Annotated in this window: 23 protein-coding genes; 16 read left to right on the forward strand and 7 right to left on the reverse strand. The window is 73.7% G+C overall.

The window, feature by feature from the left end:
- Positions 1–46: 46 nt before the first annotated feature.
- Positions 47–415: a holo-ACP synthase gene (locus tag RM590_RS26585; RefSeq protein WP_311707248.1), complete on the forward strand. Its 369-nt coding sequence runs from the start codon at positions 47–49 to the stop codon at positions 413–415.
- On the opposite strand, the gene RM590_RS26590 is transcribed toward RM590_RS26585, so the two are convergent.
- On the reverse strand, positions 399–1,853 hold the full coding sequence (locus RM590_RS26590; RefSeq protein ID WP_311707249.1) for an NAD(P)H-hydrate dehydratase: 1,455 nt from the start codon (positions 1,851–1,853) through the stop codon (positions 399–401). The two genes, RM590_RS26585 and RM590_RS26590, sit on opposite strands and share 17 nt — an antisense overlap.
- Before the next feature lie 52 nt (positions 1,854–1,905).
- Between RM590_RS26590 and alr the strand changes: the two genes are divergently transcribed.
- From alr to tsaE, 3 genes are read left to right on the forward strand one after another with little or no spacing between them, the layout of a single operon-like run.
- Positions 1,906–3,066, forward strand: coding sequence for an alanine racemase (gene alr, locus RM590_RS26595; RefSeq protein WP_311707250.1), 1,161 nt, complete (start codon positions 1,906–1,908; stop codon positions 3,064–3,066).
- The gene (locus RM590_RS26600; protein WP_311707251.1) at positions 3,063–4,265 is read left to right on the forward strand and encodes an alpha/beta fold hydrolase; all 1,203 of its coding nucleotides are present in this window, start codon (positions 3,063–3,065) and stop codon (positions 4,263–4,265) included. The genes alr and RM590_RS26600 overlap by 4 nt, the downstream gene beginning before the upstream one ends.
- Entirely contained in the window at positions 4,249–4,779 is a 531-nt protein-coding gene (gene tsaE, locus RM590_RS26605) for a tRNA (adenosine(37)-N6)-threonylcarbamoyltransferase complex ATPase subunit type 1 TsaE (protein WP_311707252.1), read from the forward strand. Before RM590_RS26600 ends, tsaE begins: the two co-directional genes overlap by 17 nt.
- Before the next feature lie 43 nt (positions 4,780–4,822).
- Here the strand turns inward: tsaE and RM590_RS26610 are convergent, their stop codons facing one another.
- On the reverse strand, positions 4,823–5,428 hold the full coding sequence (locus RM590_RS26610) for a hypothetical protein (protein WP_311707253.1): 606 nt from the start codon (positions 5,426–5,428) through the stop codon (positions 4,823–4,825).
- Between the two features lie 133 nt (positions 5,429–5,561).
- Here RM590_RS26610 and tsaB point away from each other — a divergent pair, with 133 nt between their 5' ends.
- Genes tsaB through RM590_RS26630 form a run of 4 tightly spaced genes read left to right on the forward strand, consistent with a single transcriptional unit; the run spans position 5,562 to position 8,035 of the window.
- The gene (gene tsaB / locus RM590_RS26615) at positions 5,562–6,221 is read left to right on the forward strand and encodes a tRNA (adenosine(37)-N6)-threonylcarbamoyltransferase complex dimerization subunit type 1 TsaB (RefSeq protein ID WP_311707254.1); all 660 of its coding nucleotides are present in this window, start codon (positions 5,562–5,564) and stop codon (positions 6,219–6,221) included.
- Positions 6,218–6,727, forward strand: coding sequence for a ribosomal protein S18-alanine N-acetyltransferase (gene rimI, locus RM590_RS26620; protein WP_311707255.1), 510 nt, complete (start codon positions 6,218–6,220; stop codon positions 6,725–6,727). The genes tsaB and rimI overlap by 4 nt, the downstream gene beginning before the upstream one ends.
- On the forward strand, positions 6,720–7,769 hold the full coding sequence (tsaD, locus tag RM590_RS26625) for a tRNA (adenosine(37)-N6)-threonylcarbamoyltransferase complex transferase subunit TsaD (protein ID WP_311707256.1): 1,050 nt from the start codon (positions 6,720–6,722) through the stop codon (positions 7,767–7,769). Before rimI ends, tsaD begins: the two co-directional genes overlap by 8 nt.
- On the forward strand, positions 7,769–8,035 hold the full coding sequence (locus RM590_RS26630; protein WP_311707257.1) for a hypothetical protein: 267 nt from the start codon (positions 7,769–7,771) through the stop codon (positions 8,033–8,035). Before tsaD ends, RM590_RS26630 begins: the two co-directional genes overlap by 1 nt.
- Here RM590_RS26630 and RM590_RS26635 read toward each other — a convergent pair.
- Positions 8,004–9,218, reverse strand: coding sequence for a class I SAM-dependent methyltransferase (locus RM590_RS26635; RefSeq protein ID WP_311707258.1), 1,215 nt, complete (start codon positions 9,216–9,218; stop codon positions 8,004–8,006). The genes RM590_RS26630 and RM590_RS26635 overlap by 32 nt on opposite strands.
- 106 nt (positions 9,219–9,324) lie before the next feature.
- On the opposite strand from RM590_RS26635, the gene RM590_RS26640 reads away from it, so the two are divergent.
- From RM590_RS26640 to groL, 3 genes are all read left to right on the forward strand, one after another.
- Positions 9,325–10,296 (forward strand): polysaccharide deacetylase family protein, encoded by a 972-nt coding sequence (locus tag RM590_RS26640; protein ID WP_311707259.1) that lies wholly within the window; start codon positions 9,325–9,327, stop codon positions 10,294–10,296.
- 274 nt (positions 10,297–10,570) lie between these two features.
- A complete protein-coding gene (groES, locus tag RM590_RS26645; RefSeq protein WP_311707260.1) occupies positions 10,571–10,879 on the forward strand; it encodes a co-chaperone GroES in 309 nt (102 codons plus the stop codon).
- A 93-nt stretch (positions 10,880–10,972) separates the two neighbouring features.
- Positions 10,973–12,595, forward strand: coding sequence for a chaperonin GroEL (gene groL / locus RM590_RS26650; RefSeq protein WP_311707261.1), 1,623 nt, complete (start codon positions 10,973–10,975; stop codon positions 12,593–12,595).
- Between the two features lie 88 nt (positions 12,596–12,683).
- Here the strand turns inward: groL and RM590_RS26655 are convergent, their stop codons facing one another.
- From RM590_RS26655 to RM590_RS26665, 3 genes are all read right to left on the reverse strand, one after another.
- A complete protein-coding gene (locus RM590_RS26655; protein ID WP_311707262.1) occupies positions 12,684–13,379 on the reverse strand; it encodes an ester cyclase in 696 nt (231 codons plus the stop codon).
- 66 nt (positions 13,380–13,445) lie between these two features.
- Positions 13,446–14,234 (reverse strand): SDR family NAD(P)-dependent oxidoreductase, encoded by a 789-nt coding sequence (locus tag RM590_RS26660; RefSeq protein ID WP_311707263.1) that lies wholly within the window; start codon positions 14,232–14,234, stop codon positions 13,446–13,448.
- 19 nt (positions 14,235–14,253) lie between these two features.
- On the reverse strand, positions 14,254–14,571 hold the full coding sequence (locus RM590_RS26665) for a WhiB family transcriptional regulator (protein WP_311707264.1): 318 nt from the start codon (positions 14,569–14,571) through the stop codon (positions 14,254–14,256).
- Between the two features lie 321 nt (positions 14,572–14,892).
- On the opposite strand from RM590_RS26665, the gene RM590_RS26670 reads away from it, so the two are divergent.
- The 5 genes from RM590_RS26670 (at position 14,893) to RM590_RS26690 (ending at position 19,397) form a co-directional block, all read left to right on the forward strand.
- Positions 14,893–15,504: a response regulator transcription factor gene (locus RM590_RS26670; protein WP_019431595.1), complete on the forward strand. Its 612-nt coding sequence runs from the start codon at positions 14,893–14,895 to the stop codon at positions 15,502–15,504.
- Positions 15,505–15,761: 257 nt separating this feature from the next.
- Positions 15,762–16,337: an RNA polymerase sigma factor ShbA gene (gene shbA / locus RM590_RS26675; protein ID WP_311707265.1), complete on the forward strand. Its 576-nt coding sequence runs from the start codon at positions 15,762–15,764 to the stop codon at positions 16,335–16,337.
- Positions 16,338–16,432: 95 nt separating this feature from the next.
- On the forward strand, positions 16,433–17,938 hold the full coding sequence (guaB, locus tag RM590_RS26680; RefSeq protein WP_311707266.1) for an IMP dehydrogenase: 1,506 nt from the start codon (positions 16,433–16,435) through the stop codon (positions 17,936–17,938).
- A 38-nt stretch (positions 17,939–17,976) separates the two neighbouring features.
- Positions 17,977–18,243: a hypothetical protein gene (locus RM590_RS26685; protein ID WP_311707267.1), complete on the forward strand. Its 267-nt coding sequence runs from the start codon at positions 17,977–17,979 to the stop codon at positions 18,241–18,243.
- Positions 18,244–18,281: 38 nt separating this feature from the next.
- Positions 18,282–19,397 (forward strand): GuaB3 family IMP dehydrogenase-related protein, encoded by a 1,116-nt coding sequence (locus RM590_RS26690; RefSeq protein ID WP_311707268.1) that lies wholly within the window; start codon positions 18,282–18,284, stop codon positions 19,395–19,397.
- Positions 19,398–19,407: 10 nt separating this feature from the next.
- Here the strand turns inward: RM590_RS26690 and RM590_RS26695 are convergent, their stop codons facing one another.
- A complete protein-coding gene (locus RM590_RS26695) occupies positions 19,408–20,865 on the reverse strand; it encodes an alkaline phosphatase PhoX (protein WP_311707269.1) in 1,458 nt (485 codons plus the stop codon).
- Positions 20,866–20,899 lie beyond the last annotated feature (34 nt).

Raw genomic sequence — 20,899 nt, forward strand, 5'->3', positions numbered from 1 at the left:
AGGTGCGGTGCGAGATCACCGACGCCGGGGGAAGCGTGGTCCGCGCGTGATCGTGGGGGTGGGCATCGACGTCGCGGAGATCGACCGGTTCGCCACGTCGCTGGAGCGGACCCCGGAGCTGGCGAACCGGCTGTTCGTGACCGCCGAGCTGTGGCTGCCGAGCGGGGAGCGGCGGGGCGTGGCCTCGCTCGCGGCCCGGTTCGCGGCCAAGGAGGCGCTGGCCAAGGCGCTGGGCGCGCCGCCCGGGCTGCGCTGGACGGACGCCGAGGTGATCCAGACCGACTCCGGCCGGCCGCGGCTGGCCGTGCGCGGCACGGTGGCCGCCCGCGCGGCCGAGCTGGGCGTGCGCTCCTGGCACGTCTCGCTCAGCCACGACGCGGGCATCGCCTCCGCCGTCGTCATCGCGGAGGGGTAGCGGCGAGGAGCCGGCCCCACACGGTGGGCAGGGCCTCGGCGACCGAGGAGGCGGTGGGCGGGGCCGCGGCGAGGCGGCCGGCCGCGCCGTGCAGATATGCGCCGGTGGACGCCGCGTCCAGGGGCGGCAGGCCGGCCGCGAGCAGGGCGCCGATCAGGCCGGAGAGCACGTCGCCGCTGCCGGCCGTGGCCAGCCACGGGGTGCCGGTCGGATTGACCCGGACCGCGCCGCCGGGCTCGGCGATCAGCGTGGTCGAGCCCTTCAACAGCGCGGTGGCGCCGTACTGTTCGGCCAGCTCGGTGACCGCCGCGAGCCGGGCCGCCTCGACCCGGTCCCGCCCGGTGCCCAGCAGCGCCGCCGCCTCCCCGGCGTGCGGGGTGAGCACCGTCGGCGCGGAACGGTCGCGTACCCGGTCGGCGTCGAGCAGGCGCAGCCCGTCCGCGTCCACCAGGACCGGGACCTCGGCGGCCAGCACGTCCGCGACCGCGGCCCGGGCCTCCGGGGTGTCGCCGAGCCCGGGGCCCACGACCCACGCCTGCACCCGGCCCGCCTTGTGCGGCGGGCCCTCCGAGACCAGCGACTCGGGGTGGCGGCCGAGCACCGCCATGCCGGCCGGCCCGACGTACCGCACCGCGCCCGCGCCGCCGCGCAGCGCCCCGCCCACCGTGAGCACGGCGGCGCCGGGGTAACGGGCCGAGCCTGACACCACGCCGACCACGCCGCGCCGGTACTTGTCGGACTCGGCGGCCGGGCGCGGCAGCAGCGCCGCGACGTCGGCGTCCGTGAGGGCGGCCAGGTCCGGCTCCGGCGGCAGCTCCGGGCCCAGGCCGATGTCCACCAGCCGCACCTCGCCGGCGTACTCGCGGGCCGGGTCGATCAGGAGGCCGGGCTTGTGGGTGCCGAACGTGACGGTCAGCGCCGCCCGGACGGCCGCGCCGCGCACCTCGCCGGTGTCCGCGTCCACGCCGCTGGGCAGGTCGACGGCGACCACGGGCACGCCGTGCTCCTGGGCCGCCCGCGCCAGCGCGGCGGCGGCCGGCCGCAGCCCGCCGCGCCCGCCGATGCCGGTGATCCCGTCCACCACCAGCCGGGCCCGGGCCAGCAGCGCGTCCGCCGCGTCGGCCGTCGCCGTCCGGCCGCCGGCCGCGCGCAACGCCGCCAGGCCGCCGGGGTGCGCGCGCTCCGGCGTGACCAGCACCGCGGTCACCGCCGCGCCGCGCCGGGCGAGCCGGGCGCCCGCGTACAGGGCGTCGCCGCCGTTGTCCCCGCCGCCCGCCAGCACCACCACCCGGGCGCCGGACAGCCCCGGCTTCAGCAGCCCGGCGCAGGCCGCCGCCAGGCCGGCGGCGGCCCTGCTCATCAGGGTCCCCTCGGGCAGCCTGGCCAGCAGCGCGGCCTCGGCGGCCCGGACGGTCTCCACGCGGTAAGCAGTCCTCATGGCACCTAGTCTGGCCCGTGCCCGCGCGCTCTTCCTGCGACACTGGAGGGTAATGAACGATCATCCACCGGCAGAAAGCTGGCGGCTGCGCGCCGATATCGATCTCGACGCGTTGCGCGCCAATGTCCGCGCGCTCACCGAACGCGCCACCGGCGGGGCCGCGTTGATGGCCGTGGTCAAGGCCGACGGATACGGCCACGGCCTGGTCCCGTGCGCCCGCGCCGCCCGCGAGGCCGGCGCCGCCTGGCTGGGCACGGCCACGCCGGACGAGGCGCTGGCCCTGCGCGCGGCCGGCGACACCGGGCGGGTGCTGTGCTGGCTGTGGACGCCGGGCGGGCCCTGGCGGCGGGCCATCGAGGCGGACATCGACGTCTCGGTCGCCGCCTCCTGGGCGCTGGCCGAGGTGACGGCCGCGGCCCGGGCGGCCGGCCGCCGCGCGCGGGTGCACCTCAAGGCCGACACGGGCCTGGGCCGCAACGGCTGCCAGCCCGCCGACTGGCCGGACCTGGTCGCCGCGGCGCGCGCCGCCGAGGCGGCGGGCGCGATCCGGGTGACCGGCATGTGGTCGCACTTCGCGTGCGCCGACGAGCCGGGCCACCCGTCGATCGCGCTCCAGCAGCGGGCGTTCGACGAGGCGCTGGCCACCGCCGCCCGCGCCGGACTCGACCCCGAGGTGCGGCACTTCGCGAACTCGCCGGCCACGCTCACCCTGCCCGCCGCGCACTACGACCTGGTCCGGCCCGGGGTGGCGCTGTACGGGCTGTCCCCCTCGCCGGAGACAGGTACCCCGGCGGACTTCGGGCTGCGGCCGGTGATGACCCTGCGCGCCTGGCTGGCCTCGGTGAAACGGGTCCCGGGCGGGCACGGCGTGAGCTACGGGCACCACTACGTCACCCCCGGCGAGACGACGCTGGCCCTGGTGCCCGCGGGCTACGCCGACGGCGTTCCCCGGCACGCCTCCGGCTGCGGCCCGGTGCTGGTGGCCGGCAAGTGGCGGACGGTCGCGGGCCGGGTGGCCATGGACCAGTTCGTGGTCGACCTCGGCGGCGACTCGGCGGCGGCCGGTGACGAGGCGGTGCTGTTCGGCCCCGGCGACCGCGGCGAGCCCACGGCCGAGGACTGGGCCCGCGCGGCCGGCACCATCGGCTACGAGATCGTCACCCGCGTCGGGCACCGCGTGCCCCGGATCTACCACGGGGAGTCCGCCTCATGAGCTGGGCGCGGCGCCTCGGGGTGGCCGGGGTGGCGATAGGCGCGGTGGCCACCACCGTCGCCGTCGAACGGCTGACCGTGGGCCGCTCGGTCCGCCGCCAGGCGCAGTTGGCGCTGGACGCCGCCGGGCCGTACGGCACGCTGCGCGGCGCGCCCGGCACGGCCTCCGCCGACGACGGGACCGAGCTGTACTACGAGATCGACGAGGTCGGCGCGTTCGTCCGGCCGTCCGACGACGGAGCGGGCGGTCCGGTCGCCGAGCCCGTGACGCGGGGACCCCAGCCCGCCGCGCGCGGCCGGCTGGGGCGGCTGCTGCGCCGCCGCCGGCAGCCGCCCCCCACCGTGGTGTTCAGCCACGGCTACTGCCTGAACCAGGACGTGTGGCACTTCCAGCGCGCCGCCCTGCGTGGCGCGGTCCGCGCCGTCTACTGGGACCAGCGCGGCCACGGCCGTTCCGAGCGCGGCCGGACGCAGGGCGAGACCGGGGAGCCGGTCACCATCGAGCAGCTCGGCCGCGACCTGAAGGCCGTTCTCGACGCGGTCGCGCCCGAGGGACCGGTGGTCCTGGTCGGGCACTCGATGGGCGGCATGACGATCATGGCGCTGGCCGAGCAGTTCCCGGACTATGTGGCGCGGCGGGTGGCGGGCGTCGCGTTCCTGGCGTCCTCGGCGGGCGAACTGGCGGACGTCACCTATGGTTTCCCGGCCCCGGCCGTGCGCGCCGTCCGCAAGGTGCTGCCCGGCGTGCTGCGGGCGCTCGGCTCGCAGCAGGAGCTCGTGGACCGCGGCCGGCGCGCGACGGGCGACCTGTACGCCGGGCTCGTGCGCCGTTACTCGTTCGGCACGCCCAAGGACGTGGACCCGGGGGTGGCGCGGTTCGCCGAGCGGCTGATCCAGTCCGTCCCGGTGGACGTGGTCGCCGAGTTCTACCCCGCGTTCGCCGCGCACGACAAGGCGTCGGCGCTGGACCTGCTCAACGGCCTGGCCGAGGATCTGCCCGTGCTGGTGCTCGGCGCGGAACGGGACGAGGTGACCCCCGCCGCGCACAGCGAGCGGATCGCCGCCAAGCTGCCCATGGCGGAGGCGGTGGTGGTGCAGGGCGCCGGGCACCTGGTGCTGCTGGAGTTTCCCGAGCAGGTGAACGAGCATCTGGCGCGGCTGCTGGCGCGTAGCATCCGGTTCCATGAGCCAGCAGTCTGAGGCGCCGGTGTCCGCGGCGTCGTTCACCGTCACCGGCCCCGAGCGGATGCGGGAGGCGGGGCGCCGCCTCGCGGCCCGGCTGCGGCCGGGCGACCTGGTGCTGCTCACCGGCCCGCTGGGCGCGGGCAAGACGACGCTGACGCGCGGGATCGGCGAGGGGCTGGGCGTGCGCGGCGCGGTGACCTCGCCCACGTTCGTGATCGCCCGGGTCCACCCCTCGACCGTCGGCGGGCCGCCGCTGGTGCACGTGGACGCCTACCGGCTCTCCGGCGGGCTGGAGGAGATGGAGGACCTGGACCTGGACGTGGCGCTGCCCGAGTCGGTGGTCGTCGTGGAGTGGGGCGAGGGCCGGGTCGAGGAGCTGTCCGAGGACCGGCTGCACGTCGTGATCTCGCGCGCGGAGGGCGCGGACGCGGCCGACGGCGGGGACGGGGAGGACGAGCTGCGCGAGGTCACGCTGACGGGCGTCGGCGAGCGCTGGCGGGACGCCGACCTTGGCGGGCTGCTGGATTAGGATCCGCCGCGCGTCAGGGAACGACGACTCAGGGAACGACGACTCAGGGAACGACGACGACCGGGATGCCCGCCGTCGCGAACAGCCACATCGCGTCGCCGTGTTCGCGGCTCTGCCGGATCGCGCCGGTCCGCGTGGCGGAGTCGGGGTCGGGCGTGGAGCCGTCCAGCGCCGCGGAGAAGCCGAACACCGTTCCGTCGGACGCCTCGTGGAAGACCACCGAGTGCTCGATGGCGACCCCGTCGGAGCCGGTGCCCTGCGCGAAACGCGAGGTGACGGTGTACTCGCCGGCCGGCGGGCTGACCGAGCTGGGGTGCACCTCGTAGGTCCCGGCGATCACCTCGCCCGTTCCGTCGGCGCTGTTGTCCACCAGCCAGACCCGCTGCTGGCTCAGCGAGTAGACCACGCGCTTGCCCTCGCCCGACTCGGCGGGCAGCGGCGGCGGCCCGTCCGTCGGGTCGGCCTCGCCGCCCTCGCCGCCCTGCGAGCCGTCCTCCGGGGTCTCCGACGCCGACGGGCTGGAACCGGCCGCCGGCCGGTCGTCGGCGGCGGACGCCTGATACGCGAAGAACGCGACAACGCCCAGGGCGGCGGCGGTCAGCAAGGTGACGAAGGCACCGGAGCCGGAGCCGGAGGTATGGCGCGCCACGGTTCTGCTGTCGCCTTTCACGGAAAGGGGCCGGGAGTTGCGTCGGGTTCGGGGGTCGGGAGCGGGCAGAGAGGTTTTCGGACCGACGCTACCAGGGACCCGGGGGCCCGCCGGGGAGTTGTAGGTTTGCCGCGTGCTGTTGCTCGCCCTGGACACCGCCACCCCCGCCGTCACCGTCGCCCTGCACGACGGCACGGCGGTCCTCGCCGACGCGCGGGAGATCGACGCCCGGCGCCACGGTGAGCTGCTGCTCCCCGCCGTCGACCGCGTGCTCACCGCCGCCGGGCGCGGCCTGGACGAGGTGACGGCGCTCGTCGTCGGCACCGGCCCGGGCCCGTACACGGGCCTGCGGGTGGGGCTGGCCACCGCGGCGGCGCTGGGCGCGGCCCGTTCCCTGCCGGTGCACGGCCTGGGCACGCTGGACGCCATCGCCTACGCGACGGGCCTGGACGAGCCGTTCGTCGTCGCCACCGACGCCCGCCGCAAGGAGGTGTACTGGGCGCGGTACGCCGACGCCCGCACCCGGGTGACCGGCCCCGCGGTGGACCGGCCGGCGGACGTCGCCGCGCTGGTGGGCGACCTGCCGGCGGCCGGCGCGGGCGCGCGGCTGTACCCCGACGCGTTCCCCGGGCTGCGCCCGGACCTGCCCGAGCACGCGTCGGCCGCGGCGCTCGCGGCGCTCGCCGCCGAGCGGCTGGCCGCCGGGCAGCCGCTGGCCGAGCCCGTGCCGCAGTATCTGCGCCGCCCGGACGCCCGGGTGCCCGCCGGGTACAAGGCGGTCACCCGGACATGACCGGCGGCGATGTCGTGCTCCGCGAGATGCGCTGGTGGGACATGGCCGGGGTGCTGGCGCTGGAGACCGAGCTGTTCGAGCAGGACGCCTGGTCGGAGGCCACGTACTGGTCGGAGCTGGCGCACTCCCGCGGCCCGGGCCGCACCCGGCACTATGTGGTGGCCGAGCGCCCCGACGGCTCGCTGGCCGGCTACGGCGGGCTGAGCGTGGCCGGTGACACGGGCGATGTGATGACCATCGGCGTGACCCGCGACGCCCAGCGGGCCGGGCTCGGCGCCCGGCTGCTGGCCGCGCTGCTCGCCGCCGCCATCGGGTTCGGCTGCCGCGAGGTGCTGCTGGAGGTCCGCGTCGACAACAAGCCGGCCCAGCGGCTCTACCAGCGCTTCGGTTTCACCACGATCGGCGTGCGCCGCGGCTACTACCAGCCCGGCAACCACGACGCCCTCGTCATGCGGCGCGAGCTGACGCCCCCAGGCCCTCTTGACGAAACGGACCCCCATGGCTGACGAACCCCTCGTCCTCGGCATCGAGACCTCCTGCGACGAGACCGGTGTCGGCATCGTCCGCGGCCACACGCTGCTCGCCGACGCCGTCGCCTCCAGCGTCGACGACCACGCCCGGTACGGCGGTGTGGTGCCCGAGATCGCCAGCCGGGCGCACCTGGAGGCGATGGTGCCCACGATCGAGCGGGCCCTGAAGGAGGCCGGGGTCGCGGCCACCGATCTGGACGCGATCGCGGTCACCGCCGGGCCGGGGCTGGCGGGCGCGCTGCTGGTCGGCGTCTCGGCGGCCAAGGCGTACGCGTACGCGCTGGGCAAGCCGCTGTACGGGGTCAACCACCTGGCGTCGCACGTGTGCGTGGACCAGTTGGAGCACGGGCCGCTGCCGGAGCCGACCATGGCGCTGCTGGTCTCCGGCGGGCACTCCTCGCTGCTGCTGGCCCCCGACATCACCGCGGACGTCCGGCCGCTGGGCGCGACGATCGACGACGCGGCGGGGGAGGCGTTCGACAAGGTGGCGCGGGTGCTGGGGCTCGGCTTCCCCGGCGGCCCGGTCATCGACCGGCTCGCGCGCGAGGGCGACCCGCGGGCGATCGCGTTCCCGCGCGGGCTGACCGGGCCCCGGGACGCGCCCTACGACTTCTCCTTCTCCGGCCTGAAGACCGCGGTGGCGCGCTGGGTGGAGACCCGGCGCAACGCGGGCGAGGAGGTGCCGGTGGCGGATGTGGCCGCGTCGTTCCAGGAGGCGGTCACGGACGTGCTGACGCGGAAGGCGATCCGGGCCTGCCGGGACGAGGGCGTGGAGCACCTGATGATCGGTGGCGGCGTCGCGGCCAACTCCCGGCTGCGCGCGATGGCGGAGGAACGGTGCGCGGCGGCCGGCATCACGCTGCGGGTGCCGCGGCCGGGGCTGTGCACGGACAACGGCGCGATGGTCGCCGCGCTGGGCGCGGAGATGGTCGCCCGCAACCGCGCGCCGTCCGCCCTCGGCCTGCCCGCCGACTCCTCGCTGCCGGTGACCGAGCCGCACGTGCCCGGCGGCCACTGATGGCGGTGGCGCTGATGTGGGAGGCGCGGGCCGCGGCGGGCCGGGGCGAGGAGCTGCTGGCCTGGGCCCGCGCCCGGGTGCTGGAGCCGGCCCCGGCGCGCCGGGAGACGTTCACCGCGCCGGGGGAGCGGGTCCTGGTCATCACGTGGTGGGACGGCGAGGACGCCGGGGAGATCGCCGAACTGCCGGACCCGCCCGCCGAGTTGCTGCACCGGCCGGTGCACCGGTGGCGGTTCACGCCGGTGCCGGAGCAGCCGCCGCGGTAGCCGCCGGGCGGCCCAGCAGCATGGCGGGGGCGTCCGCGACGCGGGTGAGGAACACGGTGGCGGCGGCCGGGCCCCGGGGCTTGACGCGGCGCAGCAGCTCCTCGGGGGTGACGGGCGAGCCGCGCTTCTTGACGGTCAGGGTGCCCACGCCGCGTTCGCGCAGGAGTGCCTTGAGCCGTTTCACGTTGAACGGGAGCACGTCGGTGAGCTCGTAGGCCGTGGCGAACGGGGTCGGGCGCAGGTCGTCGGCCGTGACATAGGCGATCGTCGGGTCGAGCAGCCGGCCGGTGACCCGTTCGGCGACGTCGGCGACGAGGTGGGCGCGGATCACCGCGCCGTCCGGCTCGTAGAGGTAACGCCCCGGCGGGCCGGCCGGGGCCGGGCGTTCGGTGCCGGTGAGGGTGTCGCCGCCGGGCAGCAGGGTGGCGCGGCGCGGGTGGGCGGCCCCGGTGCCGAACCAGAGCACGGCCTCCTTGACGTTCCCCCGGTGGGAGACCCACTCCGCCTCCGCGCCGTCGGGGATCGCCTCGTGCGGCACGCCCGGCGCGATCTTCAGCGCGGCGTGCGGGACCCGGCCGGCCAGCTCCAGCGCCCAGGACAGCGGGGGCGAGTACGCCTCGGGGTCGAAGATCCGGCCGCCGGTGGCGCGGCGGCGCGCCGGGTCGGCGAACACCGCGTCCCAGCCGCGCACGTCGACGTCCTCGACGGGCGCGCAGCGCACGGTGATCCGGTCGGCCAGGCCCAGCGCCGCCGCGTTGGCCTCGGCGGCGGCGCAGGCCAGCGGGGAGCGGTCCACGGCGAGCACGGTCAGCCCGGCCCGGGCCAGCGCCAGGGCGTCGCCGCCGACGCCGCAGCACAGGTCGGCCACCCGTTGTACGCCCAGGGCCGCGAAACGGCGGGCGCGCCAGTCGGCGACGGGGGTGCGGGTGGCCTGCTCGACGCCGTCGGCCGTGAAGAACATCCGGTCGGCGTCGGCGCCGAACTTCGCCGCCGCGCGCTGCCGCAGCCGGGCCTGGCCGATCGCCGCCGCGACCAGCTTCGGCGGGTGGTCGCGGCGCAGCCGGGTGGCGGCGGCCAGCTCGCCGGCGGGCGGCAGGTCGCGCAGCTCGGCCAGCAGCCGGCGGCCCGGCTCGGTCAGCAGGGCGCGGAAGGCGTCGAGGTCGGTTGCGGCCACACGGGTCATTCTCCCCGCCGGTCCGGAACGGCGCGCGGGAGTTCGGGGCAGGGGAGTGCCACCATTCCGAGCCATGGGGATTATCGGACAAGTAGTACAAAAAGACTGCCGGTTCATGAGGAGGGTGCGGCGGTGCACCGCGCTCGGCGGCGCGACGATGCTCGCCCTCGTCTGCTCGGGCGCCGGGCTCCCCCCGCACCTCCTGCCTGGCGGCGCCCGGAGCCCGGGGACGCCGGTCACCGCGGACGCCAACCCGCCCGGCACCGGCGACAGCGCGCTCCTCGCCTCCGTCGGCTTCCTCGGCGCACCGCGGCACGGCCAGGCGCGGGCCGTCGCGGAGGCGCGGGCCGCCTACGCCGAGCGCCTGGAGAAGGCCGAGGCGCGCCGCGTCGCCGCGGCCAAACGGTGGGGCCTGCGCCGCGTTCCGCTGCGCGCGCCCGCGCCGCCGGAGAAGAAGCCGAAGCTGACCACCGAGCCGGGCCACATCTCCGGGGCCGGGCTGCCGCCCGTCATCGTCTCGGTGCCCACCGACAAGAAGGTCGTCTTCCTCACGATCGACGACGGCTCGGAGAAGGACCCCCGGATGCTGGAGATGCTGCGCGAACTCGACGTGCCCTACAGCAGCTTCCTCGCCGACTACGTCGCCCGCGACGACTACGGCTACTTCCGCAAGGCCCACCGCTACGGCTCCGCCATTCAGAACCACTCGGTCAACCACCGGGAGATGCCGAAGCTCACCTACGCCCAGCAGCGCACCGAGATCTGCCGCCAGCAGGACACGCTGGAGAAGGAGATCGGCGAGCGGCCGGAGATGTTCCGGCCCCCCTACGGCGCCTACGACCGCGATACGCTGCGCGCGGCGGCCTCCTGCGGCGTGCGCGTGGTGCCGCTGTGGGCCGAGGAGGCGTTCCCGGACCGGATCGCGTACGGGCGCGCCGACCGGAAGTTCCACCCCGGCGACATCATCCTCACCCACTTCCGGGGCAAGGAGGAGTGGGACGGTGACATGATCGGCATGCTGCGCCGGGTGCTCAACACCGTTACCGAACAGGGGTTCGCCATCGCTCGCCTGGAGGATTACGTGTGAACTCGCGCCCGTGAGCCCCGGAGTGGGCAACGTGCCCTGGGCGGGGGCGCGTTCCCGCCGGCTCGCGCGTTCCCCCGGCTCCGGCGCGCGGCGGGCGACTGGCACTCTAGTTGACTGAGTGCTAAGCGCCGCATAGTGTCGATGTTGGCACTCTCCATGGACGAGTGCCAACCATCGCGCGACAGGCGGATCCGGCACCCGCGACGACGGGTCCACCACGTCGCCATCCAGCCATTGAAAACCCCGTGAGATCTCCGAAGGGGGAGGTCGGATCGTGACGACCGTCAGCTCCAAGGTTGCCATCAAGCCGCTCGAGGACCGCATCGTGATCCAGCCGCTGGAGGCCGAGCAGACCACGGCCTCCGGACTGGTCATTCCGGACACCGCCAAGGAGAAGCCCCAGGAGGGCACCGTCCTGGCCGTGGGCCCGGGCCGCTTCGAGGACGGCAACCGCCTGCCGCTCGACGTCAAGGTCGGCGACATCGTGCTGTACAGCAAGTACGGCGGCACCGAGGTCAAGTACAACAACGAGGAGTACCTCGTCCTCTCCGCCCGCGACGTGCTGGCGATCATCGAGAAGTGATCGCACCGCGCCCCGGGCCCCGCGACTGATCCGAGATCGGCGGGCGCCCGGGGCGCGGTTTCGTCTCCGAAGAACACAAGGACATCCACACCCATGGCGAAGATCCTGAAATTCGACGAGGACGCCCGCCGCGCCCTCGAACGCGGCGTCAACCAGCTCGCCGACGCGGTCAAGGTGACCATCGGTCCCAAGGGCCGGAACGTCGTCATCGACAAGAAGTTCGGCGCGCCCACCATCACCAACGACGGCGTCACCATCGCCCGCGAGGTCGAGGCGGAGGACCCGTACGAGAACCTGGGCGCCCAGCTCGTGAAGGAGGTGGCGACCAAGACCAACGACATCGCCGGTGACGGCACCACCACCGCCACCGTGCTGGCCCAGGCCCTCGTCCGCGAGGGGCTGCGCAACGTCGCCGCCGGTGCTTCGCCGTCCGGGCTGAAGCGGGGCATCGACGCCGCGGTCGAGGCCGTCGCCGAAGACCTGCGCGCCAGCGCCCGGCCGATCGACTCCAAGGAGGACATCGCCGCGGTCGCCGCCCTGTCCGCCCAGGACAAGCAGGTCGGCGAGCTGATCGCGGAGGCCATGGACAAGGTCGGCAAGGACGGTGTGATCACCGTCGAGGAGTCCCAGACCTTCGGCCTGGAGCTGGACTTCACCGAGGGCATGGCGTTCGACAAGGGCTACCTGTCGCACTACATGGTCACGGACCAGGAGCGCATGGAGGCCGTCCTCGACGACCCCTACATCCTGATCCACCAGGGCAAGATCTCCTCCATCCAGGACCTGCTCCCGCTGCTGGAGAAGATCATGCAGTCCGGCGGCTCCCGCCCGCTGCTGATCATCGCCGAGGACGTCGAGGGCGAGGCGCTGTCCACCCTCGTCGTCAACAAGATCCGCGGCACGTTCAACTCGGTGGCCGTCAAGGCCCCCGGCTTCGGCGACCGCCGCAAGGCGATGCTCGGCGACATGGCCACCCTCACCGGCGGCACCGTGATCTCCGAGGAGGTCGGCCTCAAGCTCGACCAGGTCGGCCTGGACGTGCTGGGCACCGCCCGCCGCGTGACGGTCACCAAGGACGACACCACCATCGTCGACGGCGCCGGCCAGTCGGCCGACATCGAGGCCCGGGTCGCCCAGATCCGCGCCGAGATCGAGACCACCGACTCCGACTGGGACCGCGAGAAGCTCCAGGAGCGGCTGGCCAAGCTGGCCGGCGGCGTGTGCGTCATCCGCGTCGGCGCCGCCACCGAGGTGGAGCTGAAGGAGAAGAAGCACCGTCTGGAGGACGCCATCTCGGCCACCCGCGCGGCGGTCGAGGAGGGCATCGTCCCCGGCGGCGGCGCCTCCCTGGTCCACTCCTCCAAGGTGCTGGCCGACGACCTCGGCAAGACCGGCGACGAGGCCACCGGCGTGGCGATCGTCCGCCGCGCCGCCGTCGAGCCGCTGCGCTGGATCGCGGAGAACGCCGGCCTGGAGGGGTACGTGATCACCTCCAAGGTGGCCGAGCTCGACAAGGGCCAGGGCTTCAACGCGGCCACCGGCGCCTATGGCGACCTGGTCAAGGACGGCGTGATCGACCCGGTGAAGGTGACCCGTTCCGCCCTGCAGAACGCCGCCTCCATCGCCTCCCTGCTGCTCACCACCGAGACCCTGGTGGTGGAGAAGAAGGAAGAGGAGCCGGAGTCGGCGGGCCACGGCCACGGCCACTCCCACTGACGCGCCCCGGCGCGCGGTACGGACGGGCCCCGGCCCGCACCACCCTCAGGGCGGTGCGGGCCGGGGCCCGCGCGGCTCGTGTCCGGCGTTACAGCTCGACCAGGCCGATCTGCGCCAGCAGGCCGAGCTGGTCCCAGTTCCACCATGACTCGGCGATCCTGCCGTCCCGGAACCGGTGCGTGACCTGTCCGGCGATCCGCACCGGGCGCCCGGTGGCGGGCAGCCCCATGAAGTCGTCGGTGTGCGTGCCGATCGCGGTGAACCGCGTGGTCACGAGGTCGCCCTCGGCCAGTTGGTCCTCCACCAGGAACGTCGGCCCGAAGGCCCTGATGTACTTGGTCGCGTCGGTCTTGGCGGAGGCCAGATCGGCCGGGTCCACCGAGCTGCTCGGGTCGTGCTCCGCGTAGTCGCCGGTGCACAGCTCGTCCAGCAGGTCCAGGTCGGCCCGGTTGACCGCGTCCTCGAAGAAGCGCCGGACGGCCGCCTTGTTGAGCTGCTCGTCCCGCACCACGTCCAGGTCGGTGAACCGCGGCACGTCGTCGCACAGCGCCGCCATCTCTCGGAAGATCCGGTCGGTCTCCGGCAGCCGCGCGTTCCGCTCGGCGTCCTCGTACGACGGGAACTCGACGATCTCCACGATGTGCGTGCTGTCCGACCGGTCCCGGCCGACCACCGAGTGCGTGGCCGTCCGTTTCCCCTCGGTCTGCGCGACCCAGGTGTCCATGAGCCGGTTCAGCTCGTCGGCTCTGCTGGTCTTGAAGTCGATTACCTGTACGAATGTCATGATGGTGTCCGTGTCCTGAGGGTCGAAGCGGTACATATCAGACATATCCACCTTAGCCCATCGGGGTTATCCGTCGCTCTTCCGCCGGGGTCCGTACTTCCGGCCGGCCCGGGCCGACAGGCCGCCCAGCGCCCCGCGCGGCGCCAGCCGGGCGGCGCCCATGAGCACCTTGTAGCGCGCGTCCGGGATGGACACGGTCCGGTACCGGGCGAGGTCCCGCAGCGCGGTGTCCACCACGCGGTCGGCGTCCAGCCACATCCAGTTGGGGATGTTCTCCGTGCCCATCCCGGCCCGCTGGTGGAACTCGGTGCGCACGAAACCGGGGCACAGCGCCATCAGCCGCACCCCGCTGCCCGCCAGATCGCGGGCCGCGCCCTCGGTGAACTGCACCACCCACGCCTTGGACGCGCCATAGGTGCCCCGGGGCAGGAACGCGGCCACCGAGGCCACGTTCACCACCGCGCCCCGCCCGCGCCGCCGCATGGGCTCCGCGGCGGCCGTGGTCAGGCGCAGCACCGCCTCGCAGTGGACCCTGAGCATCCGCAGCTCATCCGCCATGGGCACGTTCAGATAGCTGCCCTTGAGCCCGAACCCGGCGTTGTTGATCAGCAGGTCCACCGGGTGCGCCGGGTCGGACAGCCGCGTCTCGACCGCGGCGATGCCCTCGTCGGTGGACAGGTCGGCCCTCAGCACGGCGGCCTCGATCCCGTGCCGGTCGTGCAGCTCGGCGGCCTGGCGCCGCAGCGCCTCGGCGTCGCGCGCCACCAGCACCAGATCGTGCCGGTCGCGGGCCAGCCGACGGGCGAAGGCGGCGCCGATTCCCGCCGTCGCTCCGGTCACCAATGCAGTTGTCATACGAAGACGGTAGTCGGCGTCAGCCGGGGTTGTGCGGGGAGTTGGCGTTCACCAGGTCGCGCCGCGCGCGGCCCAGCAGCTCCTCGCGCTCGTCCTCGGTCAGTCCGCCCCAGACGCCGTACGGCTCGCGCACGGAGAGCGCGTGCGCGGCGCACTCGGCGCGGACCGGGCAGCGCATGCACACTTCCTTCGCCGCCTCCTCGCGCGCGCTGCGGGCCGCCCCGCGCTCGCCCTCGGGATGGAAGAACAACGAGCTGTCCACGCCCCGGCAGGCGGCGAGGAGCTGCCAGTCCCACAGGTCGGCATTGGGGCCCGGAAGGCGGGAGAAATCTGCCATGACAGTGTCCCATCGTCATCGAGGCTGGGGAGGAGTCATGAAATATGACTACCAGTCGAATATAGCCATAGACACCCCGAAGCGGGCAATAAGGTCTAAATAGGGCAAAAACGGGTGTTCGGCGTGTTTATCTGAGCGCGGCGGTCGCGTGATGAGCCGGTCACGTACAGTGCTCCTGCTGTGAGATTGGAGGCCGTAACTCTTTCGGGTGACCGTCGTTGAGAGGGCGAAGGCGGTTGGCACGGCTTGTCAATCGCACAGATGACGACACACGACTGCCTGGAGGCTCAAGGTGATGCGCATCAGCTGCGGAGGGCGACCATGACTTCCGTCCTTGTCTGCGACGACTCCCCGCTCGCCCGGGAGGCGCTCCGCCGCGCGGTCGCGACCGTGCCCGGCGTCGAGCGGGTCACGACGGCCGCCAACGGCGAGGAAGTCCTGCGTCGCTGGGGCGCCGATCGTTCCGACCTGATTCTGATGGACGTCCGAATGCCCGGCCTCGGCGGAGTGGAAACCGTCCGGCGCCTTCTTTCCGCCGACCCCGGCGCCCGCATCATCATGCTCACCGTGGCCGAGGATCTGGACGGCGTGGCGCTCGCCGTCGCGGCGGGAGCCCGGGGCTATCTGCACAAGGACGCCTCGCGCGCCGAGCTTCGGGCCACCGTCACCCAGGCGCTCGCCGACCCGACGTGGCGGCTGGCGCCGCGCCGGCTGCGTTCCTCGGACATGGGGGCGGCGCCCACCCTGACCGCCCGGGAGATCCAGGTTCTGGAGGGGATGAGCCACGGCCGGTCCAACGCCGAGATCGGGCGCGAGCTCTTCCTCTCCGAGGACACGGTCAAGACGCACGCCCGCCGGCTGTTCAAGAAGCTCGGCGCCTCGGACCGTGCCCACGCCGTCGCCCTCGGCTTCCGCTGGGGCCTGGTCCGCTGATCGACAAGACCCGGACGGGGAGCACGGCCGGCGGCTGTCACCCCGTCCGGTGAGGAGGGCCGGCCCAAAAGCTTCGCCGGTGACGCATGCTTGAATGCATGACGCTCCTTGGGGACGAGTCGGCCAGGTGCGAGGGGAGGGCACGGGACATGTCGATCGGCGCTCCCGCGCACAACGCTCCCGTCGCACATAACGCTTCGGTGCACAACTCCGCCCACGGTGGTCCGGACCGTGCGGCGACGGTGCACCATGGACCGATGCGCGATGACGAGACCACGGCGATCGGCGCCCTCGTCCATCGCGCGGCCGAGGGCGACGCCCAGGCCACACATGATCTGCTCGCCCATGTGCACCCGCTGGCCCAGCGCTACTGCCGGGTCCGGCTGGCGCGGCTGCCCGGCGAGGCCCGGCACTTCGTGGACGACCTGGCCCAGGAGGTCTGCCTCGCGGTCCTCTGCGCGCTGCCGCGCTACCGGGACACTGGGCGCCCGTTCGACGCGTTCGTCGTCGCCATCGCCCAGCACAAGGTCGCCGATCTCCAGCGCGCCGCCCTGCGGCACCCCGGGGCCACGGCCGTGCCCTCGGACGAGATGCCCGAGCGGCCGGACGACTCCCTGGGACCCGAGGAGCGGGCGCTGCTGAGCAGTGACGCCGAGTGGGCGCGCAAGCTGCTGGCCAAGCTGCCCGAGCATCTGCGGGAGCTGGTGCTGCTGCGGGTCGCGGTGGGGCTGACGGCGGAGGAGACCGGGCAGAAGCTCGGGATGTCGCCGGGCGCGGTGCGGGTGGCGCAGCACCGGGCGCTGACCCGGCTGCGGGCGCTGGCCGGGCGCTGAACGAACGGCTCTCCGGGGTGCGCCGGAGCGGGTCCGGGGCGCTTGTCGGGGAGCCGTAGCATGGACATTCATGCGGGTACGCGGGAAAGGCTGTCATGACTGATTACGCGGGTGAGGTGCCCGAGAAATTCGCGGCACTCGGGCTGACCTTCGACGATGTGCTGCTGCTGCCCGGCCCCGCGAATCTGGCGCCGGGCGACATCGACACCTCGTCGCGCATCTCCCGCAACGTCAAGGTGCGGGTGCCGTTGATCTCGGCCGCGATGGACAAGGTGACCGAGGCGCGCATGGCCATCGCCATGGCCCGGCAGGGCGGCGCCGGCGTTCTGCACCGGAATCTGTCCATCGAGGAGCAGGCCGCGCAGGTGGACCGCGTCAAGCGGTCGGAGTCGGGCATGGTCACCGACCCGATCACCATCCGGCCGGACGCCACGCTGCGGGAGGCCGACGAGCTGTGCGGCCGGTTCCGGATCAGCGGTGTGCCGGTCACCGACGGCGGCGGCCGACTGCTGGGCATCGTGACCAACCGCGACATGGCGTTCGAGCCGGACCGCACGCGTCAGGTGCGCGAGGTCATGACGCCGATGCCGCTGGTCACCGGCCGGGTCGGGATCTCCGGCGAGGACGCGATGGAGCTGCTGCGGCGGCACAAGATCGAGAAGCTCCCGCTGGTCGACGACGAGGGCCTGCTCAAGGGCCTGATCACCGTCAAGGACTTCGTCAAGGCCGAGAAGTACCCGAACGCCGCCAAGGACGAGGAGGGCCGGCTGATCGTCGGCGCGGCGGTCGGCGTGGCCGGCGACGCGTACGAGCGCGCGGAGGCCCTGATCGAGGCCGGCGTCGACTTCATCGTGGTGGACACCGCGCACGGCCACTCCCGGCTGGTCCCCGACATGGCGGCCAAGATCAAGTCCAACTACGACAGCGTCGACGTCGTCGCGGGGAACGTGGCGACCCGGGACGGCGCGCAGGCCCTGGTGGACGCCGGAGTGGACGGCATCAAGGTCGGCGTGGGCCCGGGCTCCATCTGCACCACCCGCGTGGTCGCCGGGGTCGGCGTGCCGCAGGTGACCGCGATCCACGAGGCGTCGCTCGCCGCCCGCGCGGCCGGCATCCCGGTCATCGGCGACGGCGGCCTCCAGTACAGCGGCGACATCGCCAAGGCGCTGGTCGCCGGCGCGGACACCGTGATGCTGGGCAGCCTGCTCGCCGGCTGCGAGGAGTCGCCGGGCGAGTTGCTGTTCATCAACGGCAAGCAGTTCAAGTCCTACCGCGGCATGGGCTCGCTGGGCGCCATGCAGTCGCGCGGCGACCGGCGTTCGTACTCCAAGGACCGGTACTTCCAGGACGGCATCGGCGACGACGACAAGCTGATCCCCGAGGGCATCGAGGGCCAGGTGCCCTACCGCGGCCCGCTCGCGTCCGTCGTGCACCAGCTCGTCGGCGGCCTGCACCAGTCGATGTACTACCTGGGCGGCCGTACCGTGCCGGAGATCAAGGAGCGCGGCCGGTTCGTGCGCATCACCGCGGCGGGCCTGAAGGAGAGCCATCCGCACGACATCCAGATGACGACCGAGGCCCCCAACTACTCGCGGCGTTAGGCTGAGCGGGCGGCTCATCGCCCGGTGAGGGGAAACGGATGCTGTACGCGGTGAAGTTCAGCGAGGAGGCGGCCCGCGTGCGCGACGGGCTGCCGGCCGACCGGCGGGCGCTGCTGGAGCGGGGCCTCGCCGTGCTGGCCCAGGATCCGCTGCCCAAGATGTCCGTTCCCGTCTCCGGCGACGAGGCCACCCGCTCCCTGGCGCTGACGCCGAACATCGCCATCGAGTACGTGGTCAGCGACGGGCTGCTGCTCGTCCTCGTCGTCCACGCCGTGGACTTCACCCACGTGCTCCTGGAGGAGTGACCAGCGGGCGACGCCCGTTCGCAAGGAAAGGTTCCATCGTGACTGAGATCGAGATCGGCCGCGGCAAGCGCGGGCGGCAGGCGTACGCGTTCGACGACATCGCCGTGGTGCCCAGCCGGCGGACCCGTGACCCCAAGGAGGTCTCGATCGCCTGGCAGATCGACGCCTACCGCTTCGAGCTGCCGTTCCTGGCCGCGCCGATGGACTCGGTGGTGTCGCCGGCCACGGCCATCAGGATCGGCGAGTCCGGCGGGCTCGGGGTGCTCAACCTCGAGGGGCTGTGGACCCGTTACGAGGACCCGGAGCCGCTGCTGGAGGAGATCGCCGGGCTGGACGAGTCCTCCGCGAACCGCCGCCTCCAGGAGATCTACGCCGAGCCGATCCAGGAGGAGCTGATCTTCCGGCGGATCCGCGAGGTCCGGGAGGCCGGCGTGGTCACCGCGGCGGCGCTGTCGCCGCAGCGGACCGCGCAGTTCTCCAAGGCGGTGCTGGACGCGGGCGTCGACATCTTCGTGATCCGCGGCACCACGGTGTCGGCGGAGCACGTCTCGGGCGCCGCGGAGCCGCTGAACCTGAAGCAGTTCATCTACGAGCTCGACGTGCCGGTCATCGTGGGCGGCTGCGCGACGTACACCGCCGCGCTGCACCTGATGCGCACCGGAGCGGCCGGGGTGCTGGTCGGCTTCGGCGGCGGCGCCGCGCACACCACGCGGAACGTGCTGGGCATCCAGGTGCCGATGGCCACCGCGGTGGCCGATGTGGCCGCCGCCCGCCGGGACTACATGGACGAGTCCGGCGGGCGTTATGTGCATGTCATCGCGGACGGCGGCGTCGGCTGGTCCGGGGACCTGCCGAAGGCGATCGCCTGCGGCGCGGACGCCGTGATGATGGGCTCCCCGCTGGCCCGCGCGACGGACGCCCCCGGGCGCGGCCACCACTGGGGGATGGAGGCCGTGCACGAGGACGTGCCGCGCGGCAAGAAGGTGCACCTGGGCACGGTGGGCACCACCGAGGAGATCCTCACCGGTCCCTCGACGACCCCCGACGGCTCGATGAACTTCTTCGGGGCCCTGCGCCGCGCGATGGCGACGACCGGGTACTCGGAGCTCAAGGAGTTCCAGCGGGTGGAGGTCACGGTCGGCCGCTCCCGGTGATGCCCGGCGCTCACGCGTCGCGGCGCCAGGGGCCCGTGATGGCCAGCAGGATGCCCGGCTCCTGGATGCTCGCGTAGAGCGTTGCCCCGTCGGGGGAGAACGTCACCCCGGCGAACTCGCTGTACTCGGGTGAGGCCGCCGTGCCGATGTTGACCTCGTTGCGCGCCAGCGGGTAGGTGCCGCCGGCCTGGTCGGCGCCGTAGAGGTGCTGGAGCCCCTCGCCGTCCTCGGCGATGATCAGGCCGCCGTACGGGGAGACCGTGATGTTGTCCGGGCCGTCCGCGCCGCCCGGCGACTCCGGGTCCTCGTTGACGCAGAGCAGCACCTTGAGGGTCACCGTGCGGCGCTGCGGGTCGTAGAACCACACCTGGCCGTCGTGCGGGGCGCCGGGGCTCTCGTCGCGGGCGTAGGACGAGACGAAGTACGCCCCGCCGTCCCCCCACCACATGCCCTCCAGCTTGCGGGCCCGGGTGATCCGGCCCGGGCCGAACTGCTCCCGGATCGACGTCTCCCGCGCGTCGCGGTCCGGCACGTCGACCCAGTCGACGCCGTGGACCGTGCCGATCTTGGTGGTGCGGGAGAGGTCGTCCACGAACCGGCCCCGGGAGTCGAAGCAGCGGAACGCCTGGAGCAGGCCCGCGTCGTCCGCCAGCGTGCGCAACTGGCCGCGGCCGGCCCGGAAGCCGTGCGGCGGGAGCCAGCGGTAGAAGAGGCCGTTGGGCTCGCTGTTGTCCTCGGTCAGGTAGAAGTGGCCGTGCCGGGGGTCGACGACGACGGCCTCGTGGTCGAACCTGCCCAGCGCCTTGATGGGCCGCGGGTGGAGGTTGGCCTCCCGGTCGTACGGGTCGACCTCGAAGACGTACCCGTGGTCCTTCGTCATACCGTTCTCGCCGGCCCGGTCGGAGTTCTCCTCGCAGGTGAGCCAGGTGCCCCAAGGAGTCGCGCCGCCAGCGCAGTTGGTGGAGGTGCCGGAGAGGCCGACCCACTGGGTGACATGGTCGCCGCCGTCCACGATCTCCACGACGGTGCACCCGCCGGCCGCCGCCGGGTCGTACACGAGTCCATCGGTGAGTGGCACGGGGTTGGCCCACCCGGAACGGGGACCGTCCAGCTCGTGGTTGACGACGAGCAGGACGGCGCCGCGGCTTCCTTCGAACGTACCGGTGCCGTCGTGGCGGGAGGGGGTGGACTCGCCGGTGGTCAGCGTGGTGTGGCCGGTTCGCGTGATGACGCGGTACGAGAAGCCCTCGGGGAGCGAGAGAACGCCCTCCGGGTCGGGCACGAGCGGCCCGTAGCCGTGGGCCGGACGCCTGGCCTCGCTGGCCAGCGCGCCGGGCGCGCTGGCCAGGACGCCGACGCTGCCGGCCAGCGCGACTCCGGCGCCGGCCGCGGTTCGCCCGAGCAAGGAGCGGCGGCTGAGCGTGGTCGCCTTGCGGGCGTTGGGAGTTGTTCGATGATCTGCGCTCATGGGACATCACCTTGGCGCCGGGGGAAAATTTCGC

Source organism: Streptomyces litchfieldiae, from assembly GCF_031845365.1.
GTDB classification, from domain to species: domain Bacteria; phylum Actinomycetota; class Actinomycetes; order Streptomycetales; family Streptomycetaceae; genus Streptomyces; species Streptomyces litchfieldiae.

Excerpts from the sequence above, each read along its gene's own strand:
- RM590_RS26695 (WP_311707269.1), bottom strand. The coding sequence starts at position 20,865 with ATGAGCGCAGATCATCGAACAACTCCCAACGCCCGCAAGGCGACCACG.
- tsaE (WP_311707252.1), top strand. The coding sequence starts at position 4,249 with ATGAGCCAGCAGTCTGAGGCGCCGGTGTCCGCGGCGTCGTTCACCGTC.
- RM590_RS26655 (WP_311707262.1), bottom strand. The coding sequence starts at position 13,379 with ATGACATTCGTACAGGTAATCGACTTCAAGACCAGCAGAGCCGACGAG.
- RM590_RS26660 (WP_311707263.1), bottom strand. The coding sequence starts at position 14,234 with ATGACAACTGCATTGGTGACCGGAGCGACGGCGGGAATCGGCGCCGCC.
- alr (WP_311707250.1), top strand. The coding sequence starts at position 1,906 with ATGAACGATCATCCACCGGCAGAAAGCTGGCGGCTGCGCGCCGATATC.
- RM590_RS26665 (WP_311707264.1), bottom strand. The coding sequence starts at position 14,571 with ATGGCAGATTTCTCCCGCCTTCCGGGCCCCAATGCCGACCTGTGGGAC.
- RM590_RS26685 (WP_311707267.1), top strand. The coding sequence starts at position 17,977 with ATGCTGTACGCGGTGAAGTTCAGCGAGGAGGCGGCCCGCGTGCGCGAC.
- RM590_RS26635 (WP_311707258.1), bottom strand. The coding sequence starts at position 9,218 with ATGACCCGTGTGGCCGCAACCGACCTCGACGCCTTCCGCGCCCTGCTG.
- shbA (WP_311707265.1), top strand. The coding sequence starts at position 15,762 with ATGCGCGATGACGAGACCACGGCGATCGGCGCCCTCGTCCATCGCGCG.
- RM590_RS26590 (WP_311707249.1), bottom strand. The coding sequence starts at position 1,853 with ATGAGGACTGCTTACCGCGTGGAGACCGTCCGGGCCGCCGAGGCCGCG.
- RM590_RS26640 (WP_311707259.1), top strand. The coding sequence starts at position 9,325 with ATGAGGAGGGTGCGGCGGTGCACCGCGCTCGGCGGCGCGACGATGCTC.
- groL (WP_311707261.1), top strand. The coding sequence starts at position 10,973 with ATGGCGAAGATCCTGAAATTCGACGAGGACGCCCGCCGCGCCCTCGAA.
- guaB (WP_311707266.1), top strand. The coding sequence starts at position 16,433 with ATGACTGATTACGCGGGTGAGGTGCCCGAGAAATTCGCGGCACTCGGG.
- RM590_RS26670 (WP_019431595.1), top strand. The coding sequence starts at position 14,893 with ATGACTTCCGTCCTTGTCTGCGACGACTCCCCGCTCGCCCGGGAGGCG.
- RM590_RS26600 (WP_311707251.1), top strand. The coding sequence starts at position 3,063 with ATGAGCTGGGCGCGGCGCCTCGGGGTGGCCGGGGTGGCGATAGGCGCG.
- rimI (WP_311707255.1), top strand. The coding sequence starts at position 6,218 with ATGACCGGCGGCGATGTCGTGCTCCGCGAGATGCGCTGGTGGGACATG.
- RM590_RS26630 (WP_311707257.1), top strand. The coding sequence starts at position 7,769 with ATGGCGGTGGCGCTGATGTGGGAGGCGCGGGCCGCGGCGGGCCGGGGC.
- tsaD (WP_311707256.1), top strand. The coding sequence starts at position 6,720 with ATGGCTGACGAACCCCTCGTCCTCGGCATCGAGACCTCCTGCGACGAG.